At 60.9% G+C, this 20094-nt stretch carries 18 protein-coding genes; 11 read left to right on the plus strand and 7 right to left on the minus strand.

Annotated elements, in window-relative coordinates; genetic code table 11:
• Nucleotides 1–587: 587 nt before the first annotated feature.
• Entirely contained in the window at nt 588–1811 is a 1224-nt protein-coding gene (locus H8B02_RS02925; RefSeq protein WP_229164780.1) for a heparin lyase I family protein, read from the plus strand.
• Nucleotides 1812–3108: 1297 nt separating this feature from the next.
• Here H8B02_RS02925 and galE read toward each other — a convergent pair.
• Both galE and H8B02_RS02935 read right to left on the minus strand, forming a co-directional pair.
• Nucleotides 3109–4119 carry a UDP-glucose 4-epimerase GalE gene (gene galE, locus H8B02_RS02930; protein ID WP_229164781.1) on the minus strand — a complete coding sequence of 337 codons (1011 nt, stop codon included), beginning with the start codon at nt 4117–4119 and terminating at the stop codon, nt 3109–3111.
• Nucleotides 4120–4415: 296 nt separating this feature from the next.
• Nucleotides 4416–5336: a LuxR C-terminal-related transcriptional regulator gene (locus tag H8B02_RS02935; protein ID WP_229164782.1), complete on the minus strand. Its 921-nt coding sequence runs from the start codon at nt 5334–5336 to the stop codon at nt 4416–4418.
• A 457-nt stretch (nt 5337–5793) separates the two neighbouring features.
• Between H8B02_RS02935 and H8B02_RS02940 the strand changes: the two genes are divergently transcribed.
• The 5 genes from H8B02_RS02940 to H8B02_RS02960 all read left to right on the plus strand — a co-directional run bounded on the left by H8B02_RS02940 (nt 5794) and on the right by H8B02_RS02960 (nt 11956).
• A complete protein-coding gene (locus tag H8B02_RS02940) occupies nt 5794–6447 on the plus strand; it encodes a LuxR C-terminal-related transcriptional regulator (RefSeq protein ID WP_229164783.1) in 654 nt (217 codons plus the stop codon).
• A gap of 241 nt (nt 6448–6688) precedes the next feature.
• Entirely contained in the window at nt 6689–7534 is an 846-nt protein-coding gene (locus H8B02_RS02945) for a 4'-phosphopantetheinyl transferase family protein (RefSeq protein WP_229164784.1), read from the plus strand.
• Nucleotides 7535–7679: 145 nt separating this feature from the next.
• Nucleotides 7680–8681: a thioesterase domain-containing protein gene (locus tag H8B02_RS02950; protein ID WP_229164785.1), complete on the plus strand. Its 1002-nt coding sequence runs from the start codon at nt 7680–7682 to the stop codon at nt 8679–8681.
• Nucleotides 8682–8722: 41 nt separating this feature from the next.
• On the plus strand, nt 8723–10699 hold the full coding sequence (locus H8B02_RS02955) for a non-ribosomal peptide synthetase (RefSeq protein ID WP_229164786.1): 1977 nt from the start codon (nt 8723–8725) through the stop codon (nt 10697–10699).
• Nucleotides 10700–10783: 84 nt separating this feature from the next.
• The gene (locus H8B02_RS02960) at nt 10784–11956 is read left to right on the plus strand and encodes an acyl-CoA dehydrogenase family protein (RefSeq protein WP_229164787.1); all 1173 of its coding nucleotides are present in this window, start codon (nt 10784–10786) and stop codon (nt 11954–11956) included.
• A gap of 157 nt (nt 11957–12113) precedes the next feature.
• Here the strand turns inward: H8B02_RS02960 and H8B02_RS02965 are convergent, their stop codons facing one another.
• Both H8B02_RS02965 and H8B02_RS02970 read right to left on the minus strand, forming a co-directional pair.
• A complete protein-coding gene (locus H8B02_RS02965; protein ID WP_092125505.1) occupies nt 12114–12347 on the minus strand; it encodes a hypothetical protein in 234 nt (77 codons plus the stop codon).
• Nucleotides 12348–12726: 379 nt separating this feature from the next.
• Entirely contained in the window at nt 12727–12873 is a 147-nt protein-coding gene (locus H8B02_RS02970; RefSeq protein WP_229164788.1) for a hypothetical protein, read from the minus strand.
• A 189-nt stretch (nt 12874–13062) separates the two neighbouring features.
• Here H8B02_RS02970 and H8B02_RS02975 point away from each other — a divergent pair, with 189 nt between their 5' ends.
• Genes H8B02_RS02975 through H8B02_RS02995 form a run of 5 tightly spaced genes read left to right on the plus strand, consistent with a single transcriptional unit; the run spans nt 13063 to nt 18224 of the window.
• Nucleotides 13063–14013 (plus strand): PDR/VanB family oxidoreductase, encoded by a 951-nt coding sequence (locus H8B02_RS02975; protein WP_229164789.1) that lies wholly within the window; start codon nt 13063–13065, stop codon nt 14011–14013.
• Between the two features lie 18 nt (nt 14014–14031).
• The gene (locus H8B02_RS02980; protein WP_229164790.1) at nt 14032–15372 is read left to right on the plus strand and encodes an aromatic ring-hydroxylating dioxygenase subunit alpha; all 1341 of its coding nucleotides are present in this window, start codon (nt 14032–14034) and stop codon (nt 15370–15372) included.
• Nucleotides 15369–15845: an aromatic-ring-hydroxylating dioxygenase subunit beta gene (locus H8B02_RS02985; protein ID WP_229164791.1), complete on the plus strand. Its 477-nt coding sequence runs from the start codon at nt 15369–15371 to the stop codon at nt 15843–15845. The genes H8B02_RS02980 and H8B02_RS02985 overlap by 4 nt, the downstream gene beginning before the upstream one ends.
• A 7-nt stretch (nt 15846–15852) precedes the next feature.
• Complete coding sequence (locus H8B02_RS02990) at nt 15853–17469, plus strand: ATP-dependent acyl-CoA ligase (protein WP_229164792.1); 1617 nt, start codon at nt 15853–15855, stop codon at nt 17467–17469.
• A gap of 26 nt (nt 17470–17495) precedes the next feature.
• The gene (locus H8B02_RS02995; protein WP_229164793.1) at nt 17496–18224 is read left to right on the plus strand and encodes an SDR family NAD(P)-dependent oxidoreductase; all 729 of its coding nucleotides are present in this window, start codon (nt 17496–17498) and stop codon (nt 18222–18224) included.
• 11 nt (nt 18225–18235) lie between these two features.
• On the opposite strand, the gene H8B02_RS03000 is transcribed toward H8B02_RS02995, so the two are convergent.
• The 3 genes from H8B02_RS03000 to H8B02_RS03010 all read right to left on the minus strand — a co-directional run.
• Nucleotides 18236–18718 carry a MarR family winged helix-turn-helix transcriptional regulator gene (locus tag H8B02_RS03000; RefSeq protein ID WP_092125511.1) on the minus strand — a complete coding sequence of 161 codons (483 nt, stop codon included), beginning with the start codon at nt 18716–18718 and terminating at the stop codon, nt 18236–18238.
• Nucleotides 18718–19215, minus strand: a complete 498-nt coding sequence (locus H8B02_RS03005; RefSeq protein WP_229164794.1) for a MarR family winged helix-turn-helix transcriptional regulator — start codon at nt 19213–19215, stop codon at nt 18718–18720. The genes H8B02_RS03000 and H8B02_RS03005 overlap by 1 nt, the downstream gene beginning before the upstream one ends.
• On the minus strand, nt 19212–20094 hold an 883-nt coding region (locus H8B02_RS03010), incomplete at its 5' end, for an indolepyruvate oxidoreductase subunit beta family protein (protein WP_229164795.1). The genes H8B02_RS03005 and H8B02_RS03010, both read right to left, overlap by 4 nt.

Consider the following 20094-nt stretch of genomic DNA (forward strand, 5'->3'; position numbering starts at 1 on the left):
ATTTGAGATCGGGTCCAGGAGGTCGCTGTCCAGCGCCAGCGGCCTCTTCGTTTTGCTTCATTGAATTGCAAAGGACCGTCCAATGCCGATACAGGTGTGGGCCGTTGCCGCTTCGATCGGCTGGACAGCCGTTGTGGGCACGATGCTGCTGTATATGATTTTCGGCCCCGGCTAGTTCGACGACGCTGCGATGCGTCGCGTTACGCAACTACCGAGACATGGCGGTGTGTGGATCCCGCTCTTGAGCTTGCTTCAGCGCTCGCACCGGCCACCGCGGGAAATGCTCGGGCCTTTCGGTTATCTGCGGAATTTTAGCCTAACAGCAGGCATGAGCCGCGGTTCTCATTGTCGCCACGCCAGCTCATTTTTTTTGCCATACTCCCTAATTAACCAATCAAGTCTCGCAGTCGGGGGGCAATCCCACTGCAACGATATGTGTTGGCGGTCACCGCGATACATCGGAAATCTGCTCGCGGCACAAGGCGTTGCGAGCATGTGGTATGTCGCGCGCCTTCGCGATGCGCGGCAGTGGAATTCCCTTGTAAACGTCAAAAGAGAAAAATCTCTGCGACCCACGGAGGTCTGAATTGGATACGACCGGGACAATTACATCATTTTCTTCCACACCGATGACGAGGTTTTCGATCGGTGGCGACGTCTACGGAGTGCAGGATGCGAGCACGAGCTACAGCCTGACCAATCCTGACTCGCAAACTCTGCGCTTCCAAGTCCAGCAGGGTGATCATGCCTGGTACGACAGCTCATCTGTCGACCGCTCCGAGGTCTCAGCCGCGGCCAACATTCCCGGCGGCACTCCGCTCAACTTGAATTATCAGTTCATGGTGGAGGCAAATGGCCCAAATGGGTCATTTGCAAATTCGGCAGATGGCTGGTTCATCGTCGGACAGATGCACAATGATGATAACGCGAGCGGAGTGGGCACCTCGCCGCCGTTTGCGATCCAGCTTGTTGGCGATCATCTGCAGGTTGTCGCCAGATATGTCCAGCCGGGCCAGGATCCGAGCAACGGGGCTGGCAATGTGCAGATGCTCACGCTCTGGACTGACCCCAATCCGATCCAGACGGGCGTGTATAACAACATTCAAATACAGGCCGACGTTTCGAACACCGGTGGCGGGTATTTGAAGGTCTCGATCAACGGGACCCAGGTCGTGAACTACAGCGGCCCCTTGGGTTATGGGCAGGGCACCAATTGGGAGTACGGGGTCTATCGGTCGACGGCGCCCGAGACCGTCGCGGTCGATTACCGAAACATGACGTTGTTGACGGGGGCGTCGGCGACCGTCACGTCGCCGTCAACTCCGACACAGCCAACCACACCGACCACGACCCCAACTACGGTCACCAGCCCGACCACCATTGTCGCGCCGGCTGTAGCACAGGACACCACTTCGCCGGCGGCCGCGATAGCCGCCCCGGCGGCAACCGTTACAGCGGCCGACCCCGGCGCTCTAGGCGCCATGGGAGCCATGGGAGCCATGGGAATGGCGCCGACGTCGGCGTCCGGTTGGTCGACGCCAGCGGCCGCCCCAACCACTGCAAGCCTGGCAGGCCTGGATTTTTCGCGTTTCGGATTTGACACCAGTACGCTGGCAACCGCCGCGCCGCAGACGACCAGTTGGTGGGGAGATCAAGGCACGGCCGCCGCGTCTCAGGCAAGCAACAGCTATGCGCTGCTGAACCAGTATCTGGCGGGTAGCTCGGGTGGGGCCAATGGCGGCATGATCGCTGTAGCGATGAGTGGCCCTGCCTGGACACAGAACTCGTTCCTGACCAAGCCTCAGAGCTAAAGGACTGCCGGGCCGCTCGCGGTTTATCTGCGCGAGGCCGGTTCTCCTACGCGGCACCTCAGGCAAACCGGTCGCTCTTGGCCTAACGGGTTCGCATGTGAGACCCGCTCTCGCGGTATTCGAGCCGCCCGTGATCTTTTTGCGTACCACAGGCCGGCCCGATGTCCGGCCTGTGTCACTTGGCCCTGGTGAAGCATTGGTCGTCGATCTTCTCGATGTCGATCCGCCCGTCCCGACGGGCTCGAATGTTCGAGAGTGGGGTGGTCGCGCCGGCACGAGCGGTCCCTGAAGCGTTCTTCAGTTTTTCGCGAGGCGAAACAGCAAGGGCCTGGGGCGATACTGAAGCACAACGTTTGCCGGCGAGTGAAGCGCGTTTTCCAGCCGTCCAGCCTCGTTGTTCGGCGTCCTTCGGTGCGGATCTTCGATTATCAAAATGAGTACCGCATATTAGGTCAGCAAAACTTCCCGAAAGCAGTCAAACCTCGCTGCTGACCTGGAGCATCCCTGGAGAGGACTGTGGATCGGCTGGCTATCATCGCACTCGCGATCGTAATCGCGGGGCTTCTGAGCGGCGGCGTCTATTCGGTGTCGAGTTCAGGCCTCAGCACTGCAATAGTCATCAATCGCTTCACCGGCGCAGCGTGGTCGTGCAGCGTCGTTTGCGAACTCATCGAAACACGCCGCAATTCAAAATGAGGCATTTTGGCCTCGACGCGCGCATGATCTGCTGCGCCAGGCACGCCGGACTGATTTCGCCTATGCGGGGAGCTTACACATCATCGTAGGTTGAGGCGCGGATCAGGGCTGGGGCCAGCGTCTCGACAGGTCTGGCCTAAATCACGAGGCAGGTTATGGCTCAACCTGAGAGCGGCATAGCCGCGCCTACGGCGGTCGCTGGCTCGTTTTATCACCGGACAGACTTCCCTCCGGAAACGTTGGTTGTGGCCATTGGCTGCCTCCGCAAGGCATACGATAAGCCGTTCCTCGACAAGACCGACGACAACGTTTCCTCAAACCACGCCGAACTGTCCTCGGCTTCCAGGGGGACCCCGGAAGAGGGACGCTCGGGAGGACCAAGCGGCGGCGCCCGCCGAGGCCGCTGCTCGCCCCGGGCGGCCTGGAGGCGACACGGCCGGCCTGCCAGGCCGCTGTACCGCGCCTGGAGGAGGTTGGGGCAGTCCGACCATCCGGCCGAGCCGCTGGCTCGGATCATGGCTGGCGGCGGATCGGCGCTTCTTGCAGGGCTGCATACAGCGAGCCATTGCCGTCGAGGGCGGGTCCCAGAGGCTCCTGCCATCTAGCTGCCGCGATAGCCATTCGGGTTCTGCATCTGCCAGCGCCAATGATCTGTACACATCTGTGTCAGCGATCGCCTTGAGGTCCAGCCCAGCAGATTTTTAGCGAGCGTCGGGTCCGCGTAACAGGTGGCGACATCGCCGCTCCTACGTTGGTCAATCACATACGGAACTGGCCGGCCACTCACGGTCTCGAACGTCTTGATCACCTCCAGGACGCTGCTGCCGCTTCCTGTTCCGAGATTGACGGTCAGAATGCCGGGGTGTCTCAGCTCGCTCAAGGCGCTCAGATGTCCGGATGCAAGATCGACGACATGAATGAAGTCGCGGATGCCGGTGCCATCCGGAGTATCGTAGTCATCTCCCCAAACCTGCAACTTCTCACGTCGCCCGATGGCGACTTGCGCCACAAGCGGCAACAAATTGTTGGGCACGCCGAGAGGGTCTTCTCCGATAAGCCCGCTTTCGTGTGCGCCAACGGGATTGAAGTAGCGCAGGATGGCGATCCGCCAATCGCTGTCGGACCGATAGAGATCCCTTAGGATCTCTTCGACAAAATACTTTGTGCGACCATAGGGATTTATTGGTCCTACGGGATGTTTCTCGTCCAGCGGCAGGTATGCGGGCGTGCCGTAAACCGTCGCGGACGAACTAAAGACCAGTGTTTTCACATCGGCACGCGACATCGCCGACACGAGCCGCATCGTCCCGACGACGTTGTTTTGGTAATACGTCATGGGTTGAGTGCCGGACTCACCGACCGCCTTGAGCCCGGCGAGGTGAATGACCGCGGTCACGTCGTGGGTGCGCAGGATCTCGTAAATCGCGTCCTCATCGCAGATATCGATCTGCCGGAATACGAGCGATCGCCCGCAAATGGCCTGTACCCGTTCGAGCGATGCGCGATTGCTGTTGCAGAGATTGTCGACCGCAACGACATCCAGCCCGGAGTCGAGTAGGGCGACGGCGATATGGGACCCGATATAGCCGGCACCTCCGGTCAACAGGATCATTCTGATTCCATTTCCATTCCGCGTCTGCCCGCGAAATCTGAGATCGCGACTACGACTCCAGCCCGCGGTGACAGACCGAAATCAAGACGACACGCGCACGATCACCGGGGATTTGTAGTTGTATTTGTAGTTGTCCTGGCAACGCCCGCGTCAAGCGTTTGCGCTGACACCAAAGCGGCCGGCACCAACGGTGCCGATCGCCACATCGATGAGTGCCGCATCCATCGATGTGGCACGGGCTTCAGCTCGAGATATCCGGCCGAAAGCTTCCCGGTGGGTGGCCGAACCAATTCCGGCTATTTCCGCAGCCGGATCGCCCCGTCGGCCTTCGAACCAATATCCTTGCGGGCGTGGCCGTTCGTAAGAGGCACTTCGAAGAAGTTTACCGCATGGTCAATTGAACCGAGCGGCGCGGGCCGGCCTGTCCTCGCGATTTTGGGAAGTTCTCGCTTCGGTGGGAGGAGGCGCTCGGTTGCGTCAGCGGCCGGGTACGCCGTCCCGCTTGATGGCCGAGCTGCAGGTCGATGGTTCAGCCCCCAGATCGCCGCCTGTGTTCTGTTCTGAACACGAATCTTGCGGAGGATCGCCTTGATGTGAACCTTCACCGTAGCTTCCGCGATGTCGATCTTGCGTGCGATGCATTTATTGGAATCGCCTTCGATCAAACACTGGAGAATAGAGATTTCTCGCGGCGAAAGCTGCTGTGCGAGCCTACCATCCGCGTTCGCCGGGGCATGACTATAATCGAGGCGTGGAGGGACACCGTCCGCGTCACGCTTTTCGGCATCAAGAGCGGACGTCAGGAAGTCGGTCGGAAATACCGTTCCGCCCATCATGACGAGCTCGATAGACTTGATGAACGCATCGCAGTTCATCACGTCGATGAAATAGCCGGTGACGCCGGCGCGGATCGCAGCAGTCAACTCGCTCAGTCGATAGTGATCTGCAACGACAGCAATGCGTCCATCCGCGTGGCGGCGCTTGAAGCACTCGATCTGCTCGATTGTAGCGCCGAAATCATCGCCACTGTGAACGACCAGGAACAGTGCCGGACAAACTGAAACGTTTCCGACATTGGCCTTGCCAGGCAAATCGTCCGCATCGGAAATTGAAGGAAAGACTTGAAAATTTTCGGAGTTTAGAATTCTGGCGAGACCTTCTTTCCGAAGACTATTTTCACCACCAAGCACAATAGAAAAAGAATATTGTCGTCTCATGGAACTCTCCTGGACGCTACAAAATATGAAACAGGCTCATCGGTTTAATCCGACTCGTTTCTTGGATGGCTTGCCAAGCCAAAACGCTGCGACGCATTGAAATTGCTTCTTCAGATTTCGGTCGCTGGGACTGAAATTTGGGGCGAAAAAAGCCCTGAGCATGCGTCAAAAGATTTACTAATATTAGACGCTAATCCCCAATATCCCTATATACCGTTGGTTATAGACATTCCTTGGGATGTCGCCCGTAATATCACACCCGTGTTTTGACGGAGATCCGTTCGAACGGTGCTCGCTGAGGGCTGCGTTGGCACTCTAATGCTATTTAAGGTTGCAAAACTGCCGGAATTCGGCCTAGCCGCGATGAGAAATCTTACTTGAATGCCTCAAATTGAAGTAGCTTGGGAGCGATATTGGGGTGCCGATTTGAACTGGAGGGACTGAGGATTGGCCGAAAATGCATTTCAGTCGTGTGGTCATTGCTAGCAGATATCCCGTTGTTTTACTGGGTCTGAACTGTCTGCTGGAAGCAGAACGTGATTTCAGGGTTGCTGCTCGATGCAGCGATAGCGCGAGTTGTTTAAAGGCAATTCGCGCTCTCGTGCCCGATATCGCCATTTTGGACATATCGATGCCTGACATTTTTGGGCAGGCATTGCTCGATATCGCAAATTCCCGGGCTCCTGCTGTTCGGCTCGTGTTCCTCGCAACCTCCGTTGAGGATCGCGACCTCACCATGTTGGCAGAAGTGGGCGCCTTTGGCGTTATCCTGAATGACGAGGAGCCCGAAACTCTTCTCCAGACGTTGCGGCAAGTCGCGGACGGCCACAGGATGCTGCCTGCGCCTTCGAGCGAGGTCGCTATCTCTTCTGGGCAGTCCGCGATTTTGGAGAAGCATCTTGCCGTGCTGACGGATCGGGAGCGTCAGATCATGCGTCTGGTATCGGAGGGATTGTCAAACAAGGAGATTGGCCGTCGTTTGAAGGTAACTGACGGCACCATCAAGGTTCATCTCCACCACATCTTTCGCAAGCTCGAGATCGGCAACAGGACAGCTCTTGCTACGCTCGCGGTCTCATACGCTGGGCAAAGCGGCTTGCCTTCCGATTAGCACGCAAGCTTTTTGACTTAGGGCTCCGTCAGCGCGAAAATTAGGCAGGAAGCCAAAGCGTACGAACGTCAGGGGCCTAGGTCTTTTGATGTAGCCCATCCATACTTCTAAATATCCATCAGGGCTCCTTGTTTTCGCACCTACGTGATTGTTCAATCGAAGAAATCCGCGTGAACGGGAGCTGCCGCTCCAGAAAGAATGCTCCGGTGCGCATGAGCGCTCCTGCGATCGGAATCGACGTATGACGCTTGACTGGCCTGAGCTCGACCTTACCCGACTTTCCGGCGTGGGCGTGGGCGGGGTCGATGGCCGTGGCGCGTTGGCTTCGAGCCGAATTCTTCATGTTGCCTTGGCCCGCTCGGGGCCTCGATTGTTGCAGCCCGCCGAATTCGACGTCAGTCAGACTCTTGTCGAGCCAGCAGCGTCCTTTTCGAGCTTTCTTGATAAGGCGGCTGAGCCGAGGGCCGGGATCATCGTGCCGGTTCTCGAGGGTGATGGCTTGGAGGTTCTCGCATGCATGCTCGATGTGAGGCAGGATATCGTGCGCGGGATAGGCGCCTTCCTCAGCGAGGCGGAGCGTAGGCGCGCTGAAGGGTTGAAGTCGGAGCGGGACCGCCGCCGCTTTATCGTTTCCCGTGGACAGCTGCGCCAGATCCTTGCTTCCAGGTTAGGAGTCTCGCCGTCCGATGTCGAACTGGAATACGGACAGCTGGGTAAACCCCAGCTCTCACTCCGCATGCCTTCTCGCAATTTGCACTTCAGCGTCTCTCGATCCGGAGATGTGGCAGTCGTCGCCCTCTCGACCGGGCAAGAGGTCGGAGTGGACATCGAGGCAGTTCTCACCGTGCCCGAAGCGGACGAGATCGCCGCGCTGTGCTTTTCGGCCTCCGACTACGAGTCTTATGCCGCCCTCGGTCCGGACGACCGGCTGGAAGGCTTCTTCCGGCGTTGGACCCGGCTGGAGGCCATTTCCAAGGGCCTGGGATGCGGCTTGGGATACCCAAGCTCTTGGGATGAAAAGGATTGGGTTGTCCGAAGTTTCGTACCTAAAACGGGGTATCTCGGGAGCGTGGTTGTTCGGAAATGAATGGTCGTCCGGACTGGAGCTTCCGCGATGTAATCATTCACTAGCGGGGAGCCCAGCCCACTTGTTGGAAAGGCACGCAAGTTCATTCCAAGCCGCGCTTGTTCGAGATACCTCGCGGTCGCAGTTGAGAATACGGGAATAGCCTATGCAAGCGCAGGTGACGCAGTTTTCGGAACTGCTCGCAGACCTCGCGGTCAAGGACATCAAGGTCTGGGTCGAGGGCGATCGGCTCCGGTGCAGCGCACCGGCTGGCGCGATGACGGCGGAGCTTCGCGATCAATTGCAGGGGCGAAAGGGTGAGATCATCGCCTTTCTGAACATGGCGACCGCCGCGGCCACACAGCAGCCTGCAATCATTCCCCTGCAGTCGCGCGGAACGCGCACGCCCATTTACGCTGTACCGGGGCATGTCGGAGCACCGTTCTCATTCTCGGACCTGTCGAAGCACCTGGGTGGCGATCAACCGTTCTATGCACTTCAACCGCCTGGCTTCGACGGACAGAGCGAGCCGATGGACCGCGTCGAAGATATCGCCGAGTACTTCGCTGGCCAGATCGTTCAGTATCAGCCGGTCGGTCCGTACATCATCGCTGGATACTGCTCCGGCGGTCCCACAGCCTTCGAACTGGCCAAAATCCTCAAAAAACGCGGGGCGGCGGTTCCGTGCGTCGCCCTCTTTGGTCCTCTTCACCCCGCCACCCATCAGGAATTGCTGCGTTTGCTGTACTTCTCTGCCTGGGGGACGATCCGATCGGTCCGGAGATCGATGGCGAAGTTGCCGACATTTGGCGCTCGTCTCCGATATTTCGGCAGTCGCCTTCGCGAGCGCGCCTTCCTGCCCCTCGTTCGCAAGGAGCCTGTCACGACAGATCCGGTGCTAGCCAGCAGAGCTCTGCTCAAATCCACGGCGATGGCGGCATTTCGGCGGTACACTCCGACTCCGTACTCAGGCCGTGTGTGCATATTCCTTCCGAACAAGGCCTGGCTGCGATCGGGCGCAGCACCTCATCGATGGCGGCTCGTGGCGCCCGATGCCGAATTTTATTTCGGCCCCGAGGACTGCGACGAAGTCTCCATGCTGGAAGAGCCTGACGCACCTGCCGTCGCAGAACTTTATCGCCGTGCAACTCAGAAGCTCAGAGATTGACGTGATCCGATTTTTAAACTTGCCGGATGGGAGCGCATTTCATGAATGAGGTCCTGCCTATCGTGGCGGAGAGCGTGGGGCTTCCTCCGCTGCAAGATGCCGATCATCGGGCGCTCGTCGTCGATTACAACGCCACGTCGGCGCATTACCCATCGGACAGGACAATCATCGATCTCTTTCATGATCAAGTGACGCTCAGTCCTGATGCTGAAGCGATCCGCTTTGGCGATGCCATGCTGACATACCGGCAGCTCGACGAACGCTCCAACCAGATGGCCGCGCATCTGGGCTCACAGGGCGTGGGGCCGGGTCGGATCATCGTTGTCTTCATGGAGCACTCCATCGAAGTCGTCGTCGCGATCCTGGGTGTCCTCAAAGCCGGCGCAGCCTATGTGCCAATTGATGCGGCGACGCCGAAAGGACGCATTGCTACAATCCTGAAAGACATTTCCAACGGGACCGGTGGGCAAACGCCGGTGGCGATCACTCAGGCGCGTCTGCAATCCGCCATCTCGCCGGAGCTTGCCGACATTTTCGTGCTCGATGCCGATTTCGGCTCGATTTTGGATCAGCCAGCCTCGGCCCGTCCGTCCGCCGCCAAGTCGAACGGCGTCGCCTACATCATCTTCACTTCAGGCTCGACCGGCACTCCCAAGGGCGTCGAGATCGAGCATCGCAGCCTCGTGAACTACATCTGGTGGGCCGCGCGGGTGTACAGTTCCGGCCAGCCGCTCGCATGGCCACTCTTCTCATCTCTTGCGTTCGACCTGACCGTCACGACGCTCTTCGCGCCACTCATCACGGGCGGCCGGATCGTGGTCTATCTTGGTGATCCGGGGGTGAAGAACATGGTCGTGCTCAAGGTGGTCGACGACAATGCCGTCGATATCATGAAGCTGACACCGGCGCATCTCGCGATGATCCGCGACCGCAATCTTGAGGCCACGAGATTGCGCAAGTTCATTGTAGGCGGGGAGGACTTCAAGACCGAGTTGGCTCGCGACATCACGAAAGCCATCCCTCATCCTGTCGAGATCTACAATGAGTACGGACCAACCGAAGCCACTGTGGGCTGCATGATTCATCGGTTTGAGGTAGAGCAGGATCGCTCTGCATCGGTGCCGATTGGCGTTCCGGCTGCCAATGCGGGAATTTACGTCCTCAGCAAGGAATATCAGCCGACCGGCCCCAACGTCATCGGCGAGATGTTCATCGCAGGCGATGGTCTCGCGAGAGGTTATTTTAACCGCCCCGACCTGACCGAGGAGCGTTTCCGCACGGCTACAGATCCTCGAGATGGCTTTTCGAGGCTGCGGCTGTACAAGACCGGCGATCTTGCCCGCTGGAGCTCGGAAGGGCGCCTGGAATTTCTCGGCCGCGCGGATCATCAGGTGAAGGTTGGTGGCACGCGTATCGAGCTGGGTGAGATCGAAGCGCGGCTTCTCAAGCAGCCCCACGTTCAGGAATGCGCGGTCGTTGCCATTCCCACTGCAGTGGGAAATGCTGAGGAAGGCGCAATCACGCGACTTGTAGCCTACTATGTCTCCTCGAAACCTCTGACCGTGGCGGAGCTACGCGCCCACCTCGCCGAAGAACTCCTGGAGTCCATGATTCCGGCGCACTATGTCTGCCTCGAACGGATGCCGCTCACGTCCAACGGCAAGATCGACCGCTCCTCGCTTCCCGAGCCGACGGCGGATAGCATTCAGCCGGCGCACGAGTTCGTCGCCCCGTCAACAGAGACCGAGAAGACCTTGGCTGCCCTGTGGTGCAATCTCCTCAAGGTCAAGTCGATCGGACGGTACGACAATTTCTTCGACCTGGGCGGGGAGTCGCTCCTGGTCGTGAGAGCGGTGGCGCGCATGCGAAAGATCTTCGGCGTCGACGTGCAGCTCCGCAACCTGTTCGAGCGCCCGACCGTGGCCGAACTGGCGGAAGTGATCGACGGGATGCGCTGGGTGGCCGATTCCAGAGCTGCTTCACTCTCGGGCGGACCGCGAGAGGAAATCGAACTCTAGTCGATCGGAAGGGCCGCAAGTGATTGCAAGGGCGCCGATACGGTCCGGACCTCGAGCGTTGGGCTCATAGCGGAGCGGACGAAGATGATGGACAAAGCTTGGGTAACGGCACAAGAACCGGAGCTGCCTTGGGCGGCGGCGGAATATGAGCTTTTACGGGACCAGGTCCGCCGCTTTGTCGAGGAGGAAATCAAGCCCTGTGCAGATCGCTGGGAAGAGGAGGGCGGCGTTCCGCGTCCGGTCCTGCGTCGGATGGGCGAACTTGGCTTCTTCGGCATCCGCTATCCGGCCGAGTACGGTGGTGCCGAGATGGACGCGGTCGCATCGACGGTCTTCGCGGAGGAACTCGGGCGCTCCACCTATGCCGGCGCCGCGGACGCAATGCTGGTCCATGCCGAGATGGCTTCCGGTTATGTCTTTCACGACGGGACCAAATCCCAACGGGCGCGCTGGATGCCGGGCATTGTGAGCGGCGAGGTGATCACCGCGATCGCCATCACGGAGCCGGATGCGGGCTCGGACGTGAAGGCCATCCGCACGCGCGCGCGCCGAGACGGCGACTCCTACGTGCTCGATGGTACGAAACTATACATCACTAACGGCGTCTGCGCGGATCTCTACTGTGTTGCGGCCAAGACCGATTCCGCGGCAGGGAGCAACGGGATCACGATGTTCCTCGTCGAGAAGGGCACGCCAGGCTTCAGCGTGGCTCGCGAGCTGGACAAGCTCGGCTGGCGCTCCTCCGATACGGCCGAGCTCGTCTTCGACGGCTGCCGCATTCCTGCCGATAACGTGCTCGGCGCGGAGGGGCAAGGCTTCTACTCCATCATGCGCAACTTGCAGAACGAGCGCCTTGTCCTCGCCGCCATGGCTATCGGGATGGCCGAGGCGGCGATCGATATGACCCTCACTTACGTGAAAACGCGCCGCGCATTCGGAGGCGTCCTTTGGGACATGCAGGCGATCCGCCAGCGTCTTGCGATGCTCTCTGCGAAGGTGGAGGCAAGCCGCGCGCTTCTCTATGCCACCGCCTGGCGCGTGGCGGCGGACGACGACTGCATGCGCGAGATCTCGATGTTGAAGGCCATCTGCGGCGAACTCGTCAACGAGGTGGTGTATGCATGCGTGCAGTTCCACGGCGCCATGGGCGTCATGCGGGAGAGCCCGATTGAGCGCATATCGCGAGACGCCCGCATCCTTTCCATTGCTGGCGGCGCGACGGAGGTGATGCTGGATGTGGTCGCGTCAATGTCGTGAGCCTGATGCGGATGAGTGACATATCTGGACGTTCTTGATGCTGAAGCGATAAATCCTCGGCAACATTCGCACTGACCGTAATTGGGCTTCAGACCCGACAGGCGTCTGGCCGATCACCCGGCCTGGCATCCGAGGCGGCGTCTGCGGCATGGCGGTACTAAGTGTCGCCGAGCCACTGGCCGATTTCTCTGGATCCGACGACGCGTTTTGGTTGGTGCGGGTTGATCGTTCCGGCCGAAAGGCTCTTGACACGCCGGTCCTGCGCCAGCGTCCTGGTGAACTGCTTTGCCTCCTGCTCGGATTTGAAGGTCGTAGTCCTTCGCGCATGCCTTTCGGGTGGAGCGTCGCGTTCATCAACGAAGGAGACGTACCAGACGTGATTTTGCGTCATGTGGCGACCTCCGAGATTGGGTCCAGGTGCGAAAACAGGGCTCTGCCAACCTAAGCGAGTCGGTGGCCGGGTTCACGGATAAGGGAGGAAAATACGGCTTCCGTTCAAAGTGTCCCTAGGGTCTTTCTAAGTAATTCTTCTGAGCAACAGGTTTTCAGGCCGCCCGACGTAAAATGATGTGAGGTATGTCTGAATTCGCCCTCCACGCTGATGGCCTTCTTTTCGTACTGCCGCGCGGATGGTCCGAGCGCTGCCTCGGTTCTGGCTGAAGGGCCCGGACTGTTGGTCTGCTAAGGCAATGAATTTCAGCATTCCTTCGTCGCCTGTTGGTCGGAAAAGCAGAAGCGGCGTCCCTCCCGGATTTGCGCGTCCAGCTCCGTCATTCTCCAAACCACAAGGTCGATGGCCGTCCAAGACGAGCCGCGAGGCGCCGGCACGCAAGGTCGATCGCGATATTGCGAGGTGTCTTGCCGGCGATGCACTTGGCGAAAACGCGATGCACGATGCCGGCCTCGGTGTCGATCATCTCTAACTCGCTCGGTTTTGCCGACGGCGGTGGGAATGCTCGATCGCCGGCGTCGCGCCCGTCGCGGATCACGCGTTCAAGCCGCGCGACGCCGGCAGGACCGGGAGCCGCAACCGCCGATACTCACGATTGACAGGCAATTATTACATGTATAAAAATATGCAAATTCATATAATATGAGATGCCCGAATGGACGCGCATCCGCTCAAGCTCAGAGTGCAGTCGATCGTTGCGGAGACGCCTGTCATTCGCAGCGTCGTGTTCGGTGTGGAGGGCGGTGCCGTGCCGGAGTGGCAAGCGGGCGCGCACATTCGCGTGTTGCTGCCGGGCGGAGGAGATCGGCCGTACTCCCTGATGGCATTGCCGGACCTGCCTGAAGGCGCTGTTGCGCTGGGGGTGCTGCGCGAGGAGACGTCGACCGGCGGCTCGCAGTTCATGCATGCCCTTCAGGTCGGCGACGTCGTCAGCGCGACCGCGCCGGTCAACAATTTCGGTCTTCATAAGGGCCCCGCGCCGGCGTTGCTGCTTGCCGGCGGCATCGGGGTTACGCCGATCCTATCCATGGCGGCGGTGCTGAAGGCGCAGGGAACCTGGTTTCGCCTGCACTATGCCGGACGAATGCCGGGGCTGCTGGCGTTCCTGCCGCAGTTGCAGGCGATCTGTTCGGACGGCCTGGCGGTTCATTACGACAGCGATGCGTCCCGCCTCGATATCGCGGCAGCGCTTGGCGATGCGCCCGCAGATGCCCACGTCTATGTCTGCGGGCCTGCCGGCATGATTGAGGCGGTGAAGGCAACGGCGCTCGCCAGGGGTATCCCGGCAGACCGCATCCATTTCGAGCTGTTCAAGGCGGAGCCGGCCAGCTCCCCGAACCAGCCGTTCGAGGTCGAGCTCAAGTCGACCGGGCAGGTCATTACGGTCGCGACCGATCAGAGCATCATCCAGGCGCTGGAAGCGGCAGGGCTCGACGTGCTCTATGATTGCCGGCGGGGCGATTGCGGCATCTGCCAGTGCGGCGTGATCGCGGGCGTGCCCGATCATCGTGACGTCATTCTCAGCGACGACGAGAAGGCGTCCAACAAGATCATGCAGATCTGCGTGTCGCGTGCGAAGTCGGACCGGCTGGTGTTGGATCTCTGAGAGGAGGCAAGAGGCGCCATGGCGAAATACGGAAAGGATCCCCGCGCGATCGGCGGGCTTGTACGCGACGCCGAGGTGCATCGCGACGTCTATGTCGATCCCGAGGTCTTCGATCTCGAGATGGAGCATCTGTTCCCCAACAGCTGGATCTATGTCGGGCATGCCAGCCAGTTGTCGAAGGCCGGCGATTTCATCACCGCCAATATCGGCCGGCAGCCGGTGGTGGCCAGCCGCCATACCGACGGCTCGATCCACCTGTTCTACAATCGCTGTCCGCACAAGGGCGTCAAGATCGCCTCCGAGCCGTGCGGCAATACCGGAAAGTTCTTCCGCTGTCCCTACCATGCCTGGTCGTTCAAGACCGACGGCTCGCTGCTCGCGATCCCGCTGAAGAAGGGCTACGAGGGCACCGGGTTTACCGACACCCAGGCGAACGACGGGCTGTCGCGGATCAAGAATGTCGTCGTCTACCGGGACTTCATTTTCGCGCGCCTGAGCGAAAACGGCGTCGGCTTCGAAGACTATTTCGGTGAAAGCCTCTCGACCATCGACAACATGGTCGATCGCTCGCCGGAGGGGAAGCTGGCCATCGAGGCCACGCCGATCCGCTACATGCACACCTGCAATTGGAAGATGCTGGTCGAGAACCAGACCGACACCTGCCATCCCATGGTGGCGCATGAGAGCTCGGCCGGCACCGCCATCAAGGTCTGGCAACGCGAACAGGGCGATTCCAAGGAGACGCCGATGGCGGTGCAGCTCTATGGGCCGTTCATGAGTCCGTACGAGTTCTACGAGCAGAGCGGCATCCGGATCTGGCCCAACGGCCACGGCCATACCGGCGTCGCCAATTCCATCCATTCGAACTATTCGGACGTCGAGGGCTATCTCGGCCAGATGGTCGCAGCCTATGGCGAGAAGCGGGCCCACGAGATTCTGGGAGAGGTCCGGCACAACACCGTCTATTTCCCGAACATCATGGTCAAGGGCGCGGTGCAGATCCTGCGCAATTTCATCCCGATCGCGGTGGACAGGACGCTGGTGGAGAGCTGGGTCTACCGCTTGGTCGGCGCGCCCGAAAAGCTCTACGAGCGTGCGCTGATGTACAATCGCTTCATCAACGCGCCGACCTCGATCGTCGGGCACGATGATCTCGAAATGTATGAACGGGCCCAGGAAGGGCTGAAAACAAACGGCAATCAATGGGTCAATCTGCGCCGGCTCTACGAGAGAGGCGAGGAGCCTGACGTCACCGCGGTGATCAACGGCACGTCGGAGCGCCAGATGCGGAACCAGTTTCATGCCTGGGCCAAATACATGACCATGGACATGGACCAGCCCGTCGAGGCCGCGGAATGATCAGCGAAAAGACCATCACCGATTTCATCTATCGGGAAGCCGACCTGCTCGACACCATGCAGTGGCAGGCCTGGCTCGACCTGTTCCATCCGGAAGGGCGCTACTGGATGCCGCTGGAATGGCAGCAGCAGGATCCGGTGCTCCAGCCGTCGCTGATGTACGAAGACCTGTTGCTGATGAAAGTGCGCATCGAGCGACTGGCCGGCGAACGCACCTTCAGCCAGAAGCCAAAGAGCCGCTGCCATCACCTGCTTCAGGCGCCGCAGATCCTCGTGTGCGACCCGGCGGCCGGCGTGTTCAAGGCACGGACGTCCTTTCTCTACACCGAGACGCGCGGCGACGCGCTGGAACGCTTTTCGGGATGGGCTTCGCACGATCTCGTCCAAGTCGGCGATGAACTCAAGATCAGGCTCAAGCGCATCGATCTCGTGAATTTCGACGCGCCGTTCGGCAATATCCAGCTTTTCATGTGAGTGCGCCTTGACCACAGCGACCACCGTCTATGTCCGCTTCCGCGAGATCGCCCTCCAGCGGGAGGAAGCCGGCTTTCTCAACGTGCTGCCCGAGACGGCCGAGATCTACGGCATCGCCGCCGGCGAGATCTCGTATCGCGCCATGTTTGAGCGGGTGGAGCGCTGGCGCGCGGCGTTCGCTGGCCACGGCTATGGCAGAGGCCATCGGGTCGGGCTGCTGCTCCAGAACAGGCCGGTCTTCGTCGAGCTGTGGTTCGCGTTGAACGCGCTCGGTGTTTCCGTGGTGCCGATCAACCCCGATCTGCGGGTCAGCGAGCTCGAATACATCATCGCGCATTCCGAGATGAATGCCGCATTCGTCCTCGACAAACGACGCGACGAGGTCGAGACGGCGGCACGGCAGGCCGGCCGGCCGATTCCGGTTGCGACCGACGGCGGCGAGATCCCAGCTCCGTTCGGCGGCGCGCGGCCGGCGAACGCCGGCGACGGTTTGAGCGAATGCGCGCTGCTCTATACCTCGGGGACGACAGGCCAGCCCAAGGGCTGCGTGCTGACCAACACCTATTTCCTGTATTCAGGAGACTGGTATCGCGATGTCGGCGGGTTGATCGATCTCAGAGGTGATGGCGAGCGCATGATCACGCCGCTGCCGCTATTTCACATGAACGCGATGGCGGTGTCGCTGATGGCGATGCTGTCGGTCGGCGGCAGCCTGACGATGCTCGACCGCTTCCATCCGCGCAGCTGGTGGAAATCGGTGCGCGACAGCCGCGCGACCTGCCTGCATTATCTCGGCGTCATGCCCTCGATGCTGATGGGCGCGCCGCCGACGCATGAAGACCGCGTACACACCGTGCGGTTCGGCTTCGGCGCCGGCGTCGACAGGCTGCTGCACGCGCCGTTCGAGGAGCGCTTCGGCTTTCCGCTGCTCGAAGCCTGGGCGATGACCGAGACCGGAAGCGGCGGCGTCATCGCCGCCCATGTCGAGCCGCGCAAGGTCGGCACGAGCTGTTTCGGTCGTCCGGCGCCCGAGGTCGAGGTTCGGATCGTCGACGACGGCGGCAACGATGCGCCGGTGGGAATGCCGGGCGAGCTATTGGTGCGGCGGGCGGGGGATGATCCCCGCTACGGCTTCTTCAGCGAGTACCTGAAGAACCCGGAAGCCACCGCCGAGGCCTGGAAGGACGGATGGCTCCATACCGGGGATATCGTGTCGCGCGATAATGATGGCGACCTTCATTTCGTCGATCGCAAGAAGAATGTGATCCGCCGCTCCGGCGAGAACATTGCCGCGGTCGAGGTCGAGTCCGTGCTCAACCGCCACCCCGCGATCCGGCAGGCCGCGGTCGCGGCGACACCCGATCAGGTGCGCGGCGACGAGGTCGCGGCGGTCATCATCGCCGAGAAGCCGGGGGCAGACCGCGCGCTGGCCGAGGATATCGTGCGCTGGAGCCTGGAGCAGATGGCCTATTACAAGGCGCCGGGCTGGATCTGCTTCGTCGAAAAACTCCCGTTGACCGCGACCGAGAAGATCCAGCGCGGCGGATTGAAGGATTTCGTCGCGAAGCTGATGCGCGATGGCGCGTTCTTCGATTGTCGCGACCTCAAGCGGCGGCAGGAGTGACACGTGCCGTTCGCAGGGAGCCGATCATGAGCCAGACCCGCACCACACTCATCACCGGAGGCAATTCGGGAATCGGCGAGGCGCTGGCGAAAAAGCTGGTCGGCGAGGGACAGCGGGTCGTCTCGGTCGGGCTTGAGAAGCCGGACTGGACGCACGATCTGCTCACCGCCTATCGCGCGGACCTGACGAGCATGGCCGAGACAAGGACCATTGCACAGGAGATCTGCCGGGATCACGCGGTCGATTGCCTCGTGCACAATGCCGGCATCATCCTGCCGAACCTGCTGGCCGATGCGAAGCCGGAAGACATCCTGACGCTGGCGCAGTTGCACCTGGGCGCACCGATGCTGCTGACGCAGGCGGCGATGGAAGGGATGCGTTCACGAAAGTTTGGGCGGATCGTGTTCGTGAGCTCGCGCGCCGCCATGGGCGCGGCCACGCGTTCGGCCTATTCCGCCACCAAGGCCGGCGTGCACGGCATGGCGCGGACATGGGCGCTGGAGCTGGCGTCGAGCGGGATCACGGTGAACGTGGTCGCACCGGGACCGATCCTGACCGACAATTTCTGGGGCGTCATCCCGAAGGACTCCGAGCAGCAGGAGCGGATGGCGCGCAACGTTCCGGTCGGGCGGCTCGGCTCACGCGAGGACGTGGCGCACGCGATCAGCTTCTTCCTCGACGAGCGCTCGGACTTCGTGACCGGACAGGTGCTCTACGTCTGCGGCGGCACCAGCCTTGCCGGCCTCAGTCCATGACCGCGTGCGGATCAGATCTGATTCTGGCGGATGTTCTCGACCATCTTGGCCAGCACGCGGGCGCACACCTCGATCTCGTCGGGATCGATACCGACGGTCAGCCGGTCGTAGTTGTTCTCCATGATGGGCCAGATCTTGCGCAGCAGGGCCTCACCGTCCGCCGTCAATCCGACGACGCGGCGACGCTGGTCCTCCTCGGCGATCTCGCGCTTGACGAGGCCCGATGACACCATCGACTCGACCATCCGGCTCGCGGTCGACTGCTCGGTGACGGCCAGAACGGCGATCTCGTTGACGGTCAGGGTCTTGTAGATGAACAGGACCGACAACGTCCGGAACACGACGTTGTTGATGTTGTGCTCGCTGAGATCGCGGTTCTGATCGAGGTTCCAGCGATTGGCGAGCCGGTTGAAGAGATAGGGAATATAGCTTTGCAGCTGGTCCCGCGTCCGCGGTGGACCGGATTTCCATCTGCTCCTGGAGTCTTTGGCCATTATGTCCTGCGACCCTGCTTCTTGCTTTCGCTGCCAAGTTTCGAGGAGAGGGACCGCAACACCGACAGTGCAGTCTCCAGCTCCTGGGCGGGAATATTTTCAAGCCGTTCGCTGAGATGCCTCTTGTGCACCTCAGCCGCCTTCCTGAACAGCGTTTCGCCCTTTGGCGTCAGGCGCACGATGAACGACCGGCGGTCCTCGCTCGACATTTCCTTGCTGATGAGGTCGTCGGCCAGCAGTCGCTGCACCAGGCCCGAGACGTTGCCGCCGGACACTTTCAGGTTCTGCGACAACTGCCCGAGCGCCATTCCGTCCCTGTAACGATCGAGCTGCGCCAGCACGTCGAACTTTGCCAGCGACAAGGCGAATTCCGAGCTCAGCATGGAATTCAGGGACGCAAACAGCTCGCCATGCAGGGACAGCAGTTGCAACCACAGCCGGGTTTCAATCTGCCCAAACACGGGAGCTGTGCCCTCCTTGAGTGCTGCCGGCATCATGCAAAACTCTTGATGGTCTGGATCACGCCGTCGAGCTCCTTGCCCTCGCTGTCCTTCAGCGCGGCTTCCCGCAGTCGGCGCGCCCAGTCGGCGGCATCGTCGCGCGGTGCGACCAGCTTGATCGCGGCCAGCGTCTTGTCGAATTTCGACAGGCCGCGGCTGTGGGTGTCGGAATAGCCTTTGACGAGGCGCCGGCATTGCAGGACCTCGACGCCCAACTGATAGTTCGCTCGCACCGCCTCTGTCGCGGCGTTGAGCCATTGGTCCCGATGAGCGGTTTCGATGGTGTGACGCAGCGAGCGGCGGCGCATGCCGCGAAGGCCGCCGACGACATAGAGCGCGAGGAACGAGGGCAGCGAGTAGGTCCGCACCCGGCGCCCCTTGTTGACGCGCCGATCGAGCCAGCCGAGCAGGCGCGGCCTGGCGCCAAGCCAGCGGCCAAGGCCCACTGGCAGCATGCCCATGACCTCTTCCATGCGGGGATGCATGAACTCGGTGGTCTGTAGCACCTGATCCTGCGACAATTCGAGCTCGTCCTCGATCCGCGCGCGGCGGCTGGATCTGGTCTTGAGGTCGGCAACGCGGATGACGTCATCATAGGCCATGGCGTTGGCGAGATATTTTGCGGCGGCCTGGGTGAAGGCAAAACCTCGCCCGGCGCCACCGGCGCTGCGATCGGCGGCGTGGAGCTCGCCGAGGATGTCGAGATATTCGCCGCCATAGGCGACATCCTGGAAATCGACGACCTTCTTCAGCCCGGCGCGGCCCATCGCCTGCACGGCCTCCGGCAACTCCTGCGTCAGCCGCGCGGCGAGGCCGGCAAGACGGGGATCCAGAGCTGCCGGGGAGGGAGCGGTGTCAGCCGCCTCCGATTGCGCC

The sequence above is a fragment of the Bradyrhizobium altum genome (assembly GCF_020889705.1).
GTDB lineage: Bacteria > Pseudomonadota > Alphaproteobacteria > Rhizobiales > Xanthobacteraceae > Bradyrhizobium > Bradyrhizobium altum.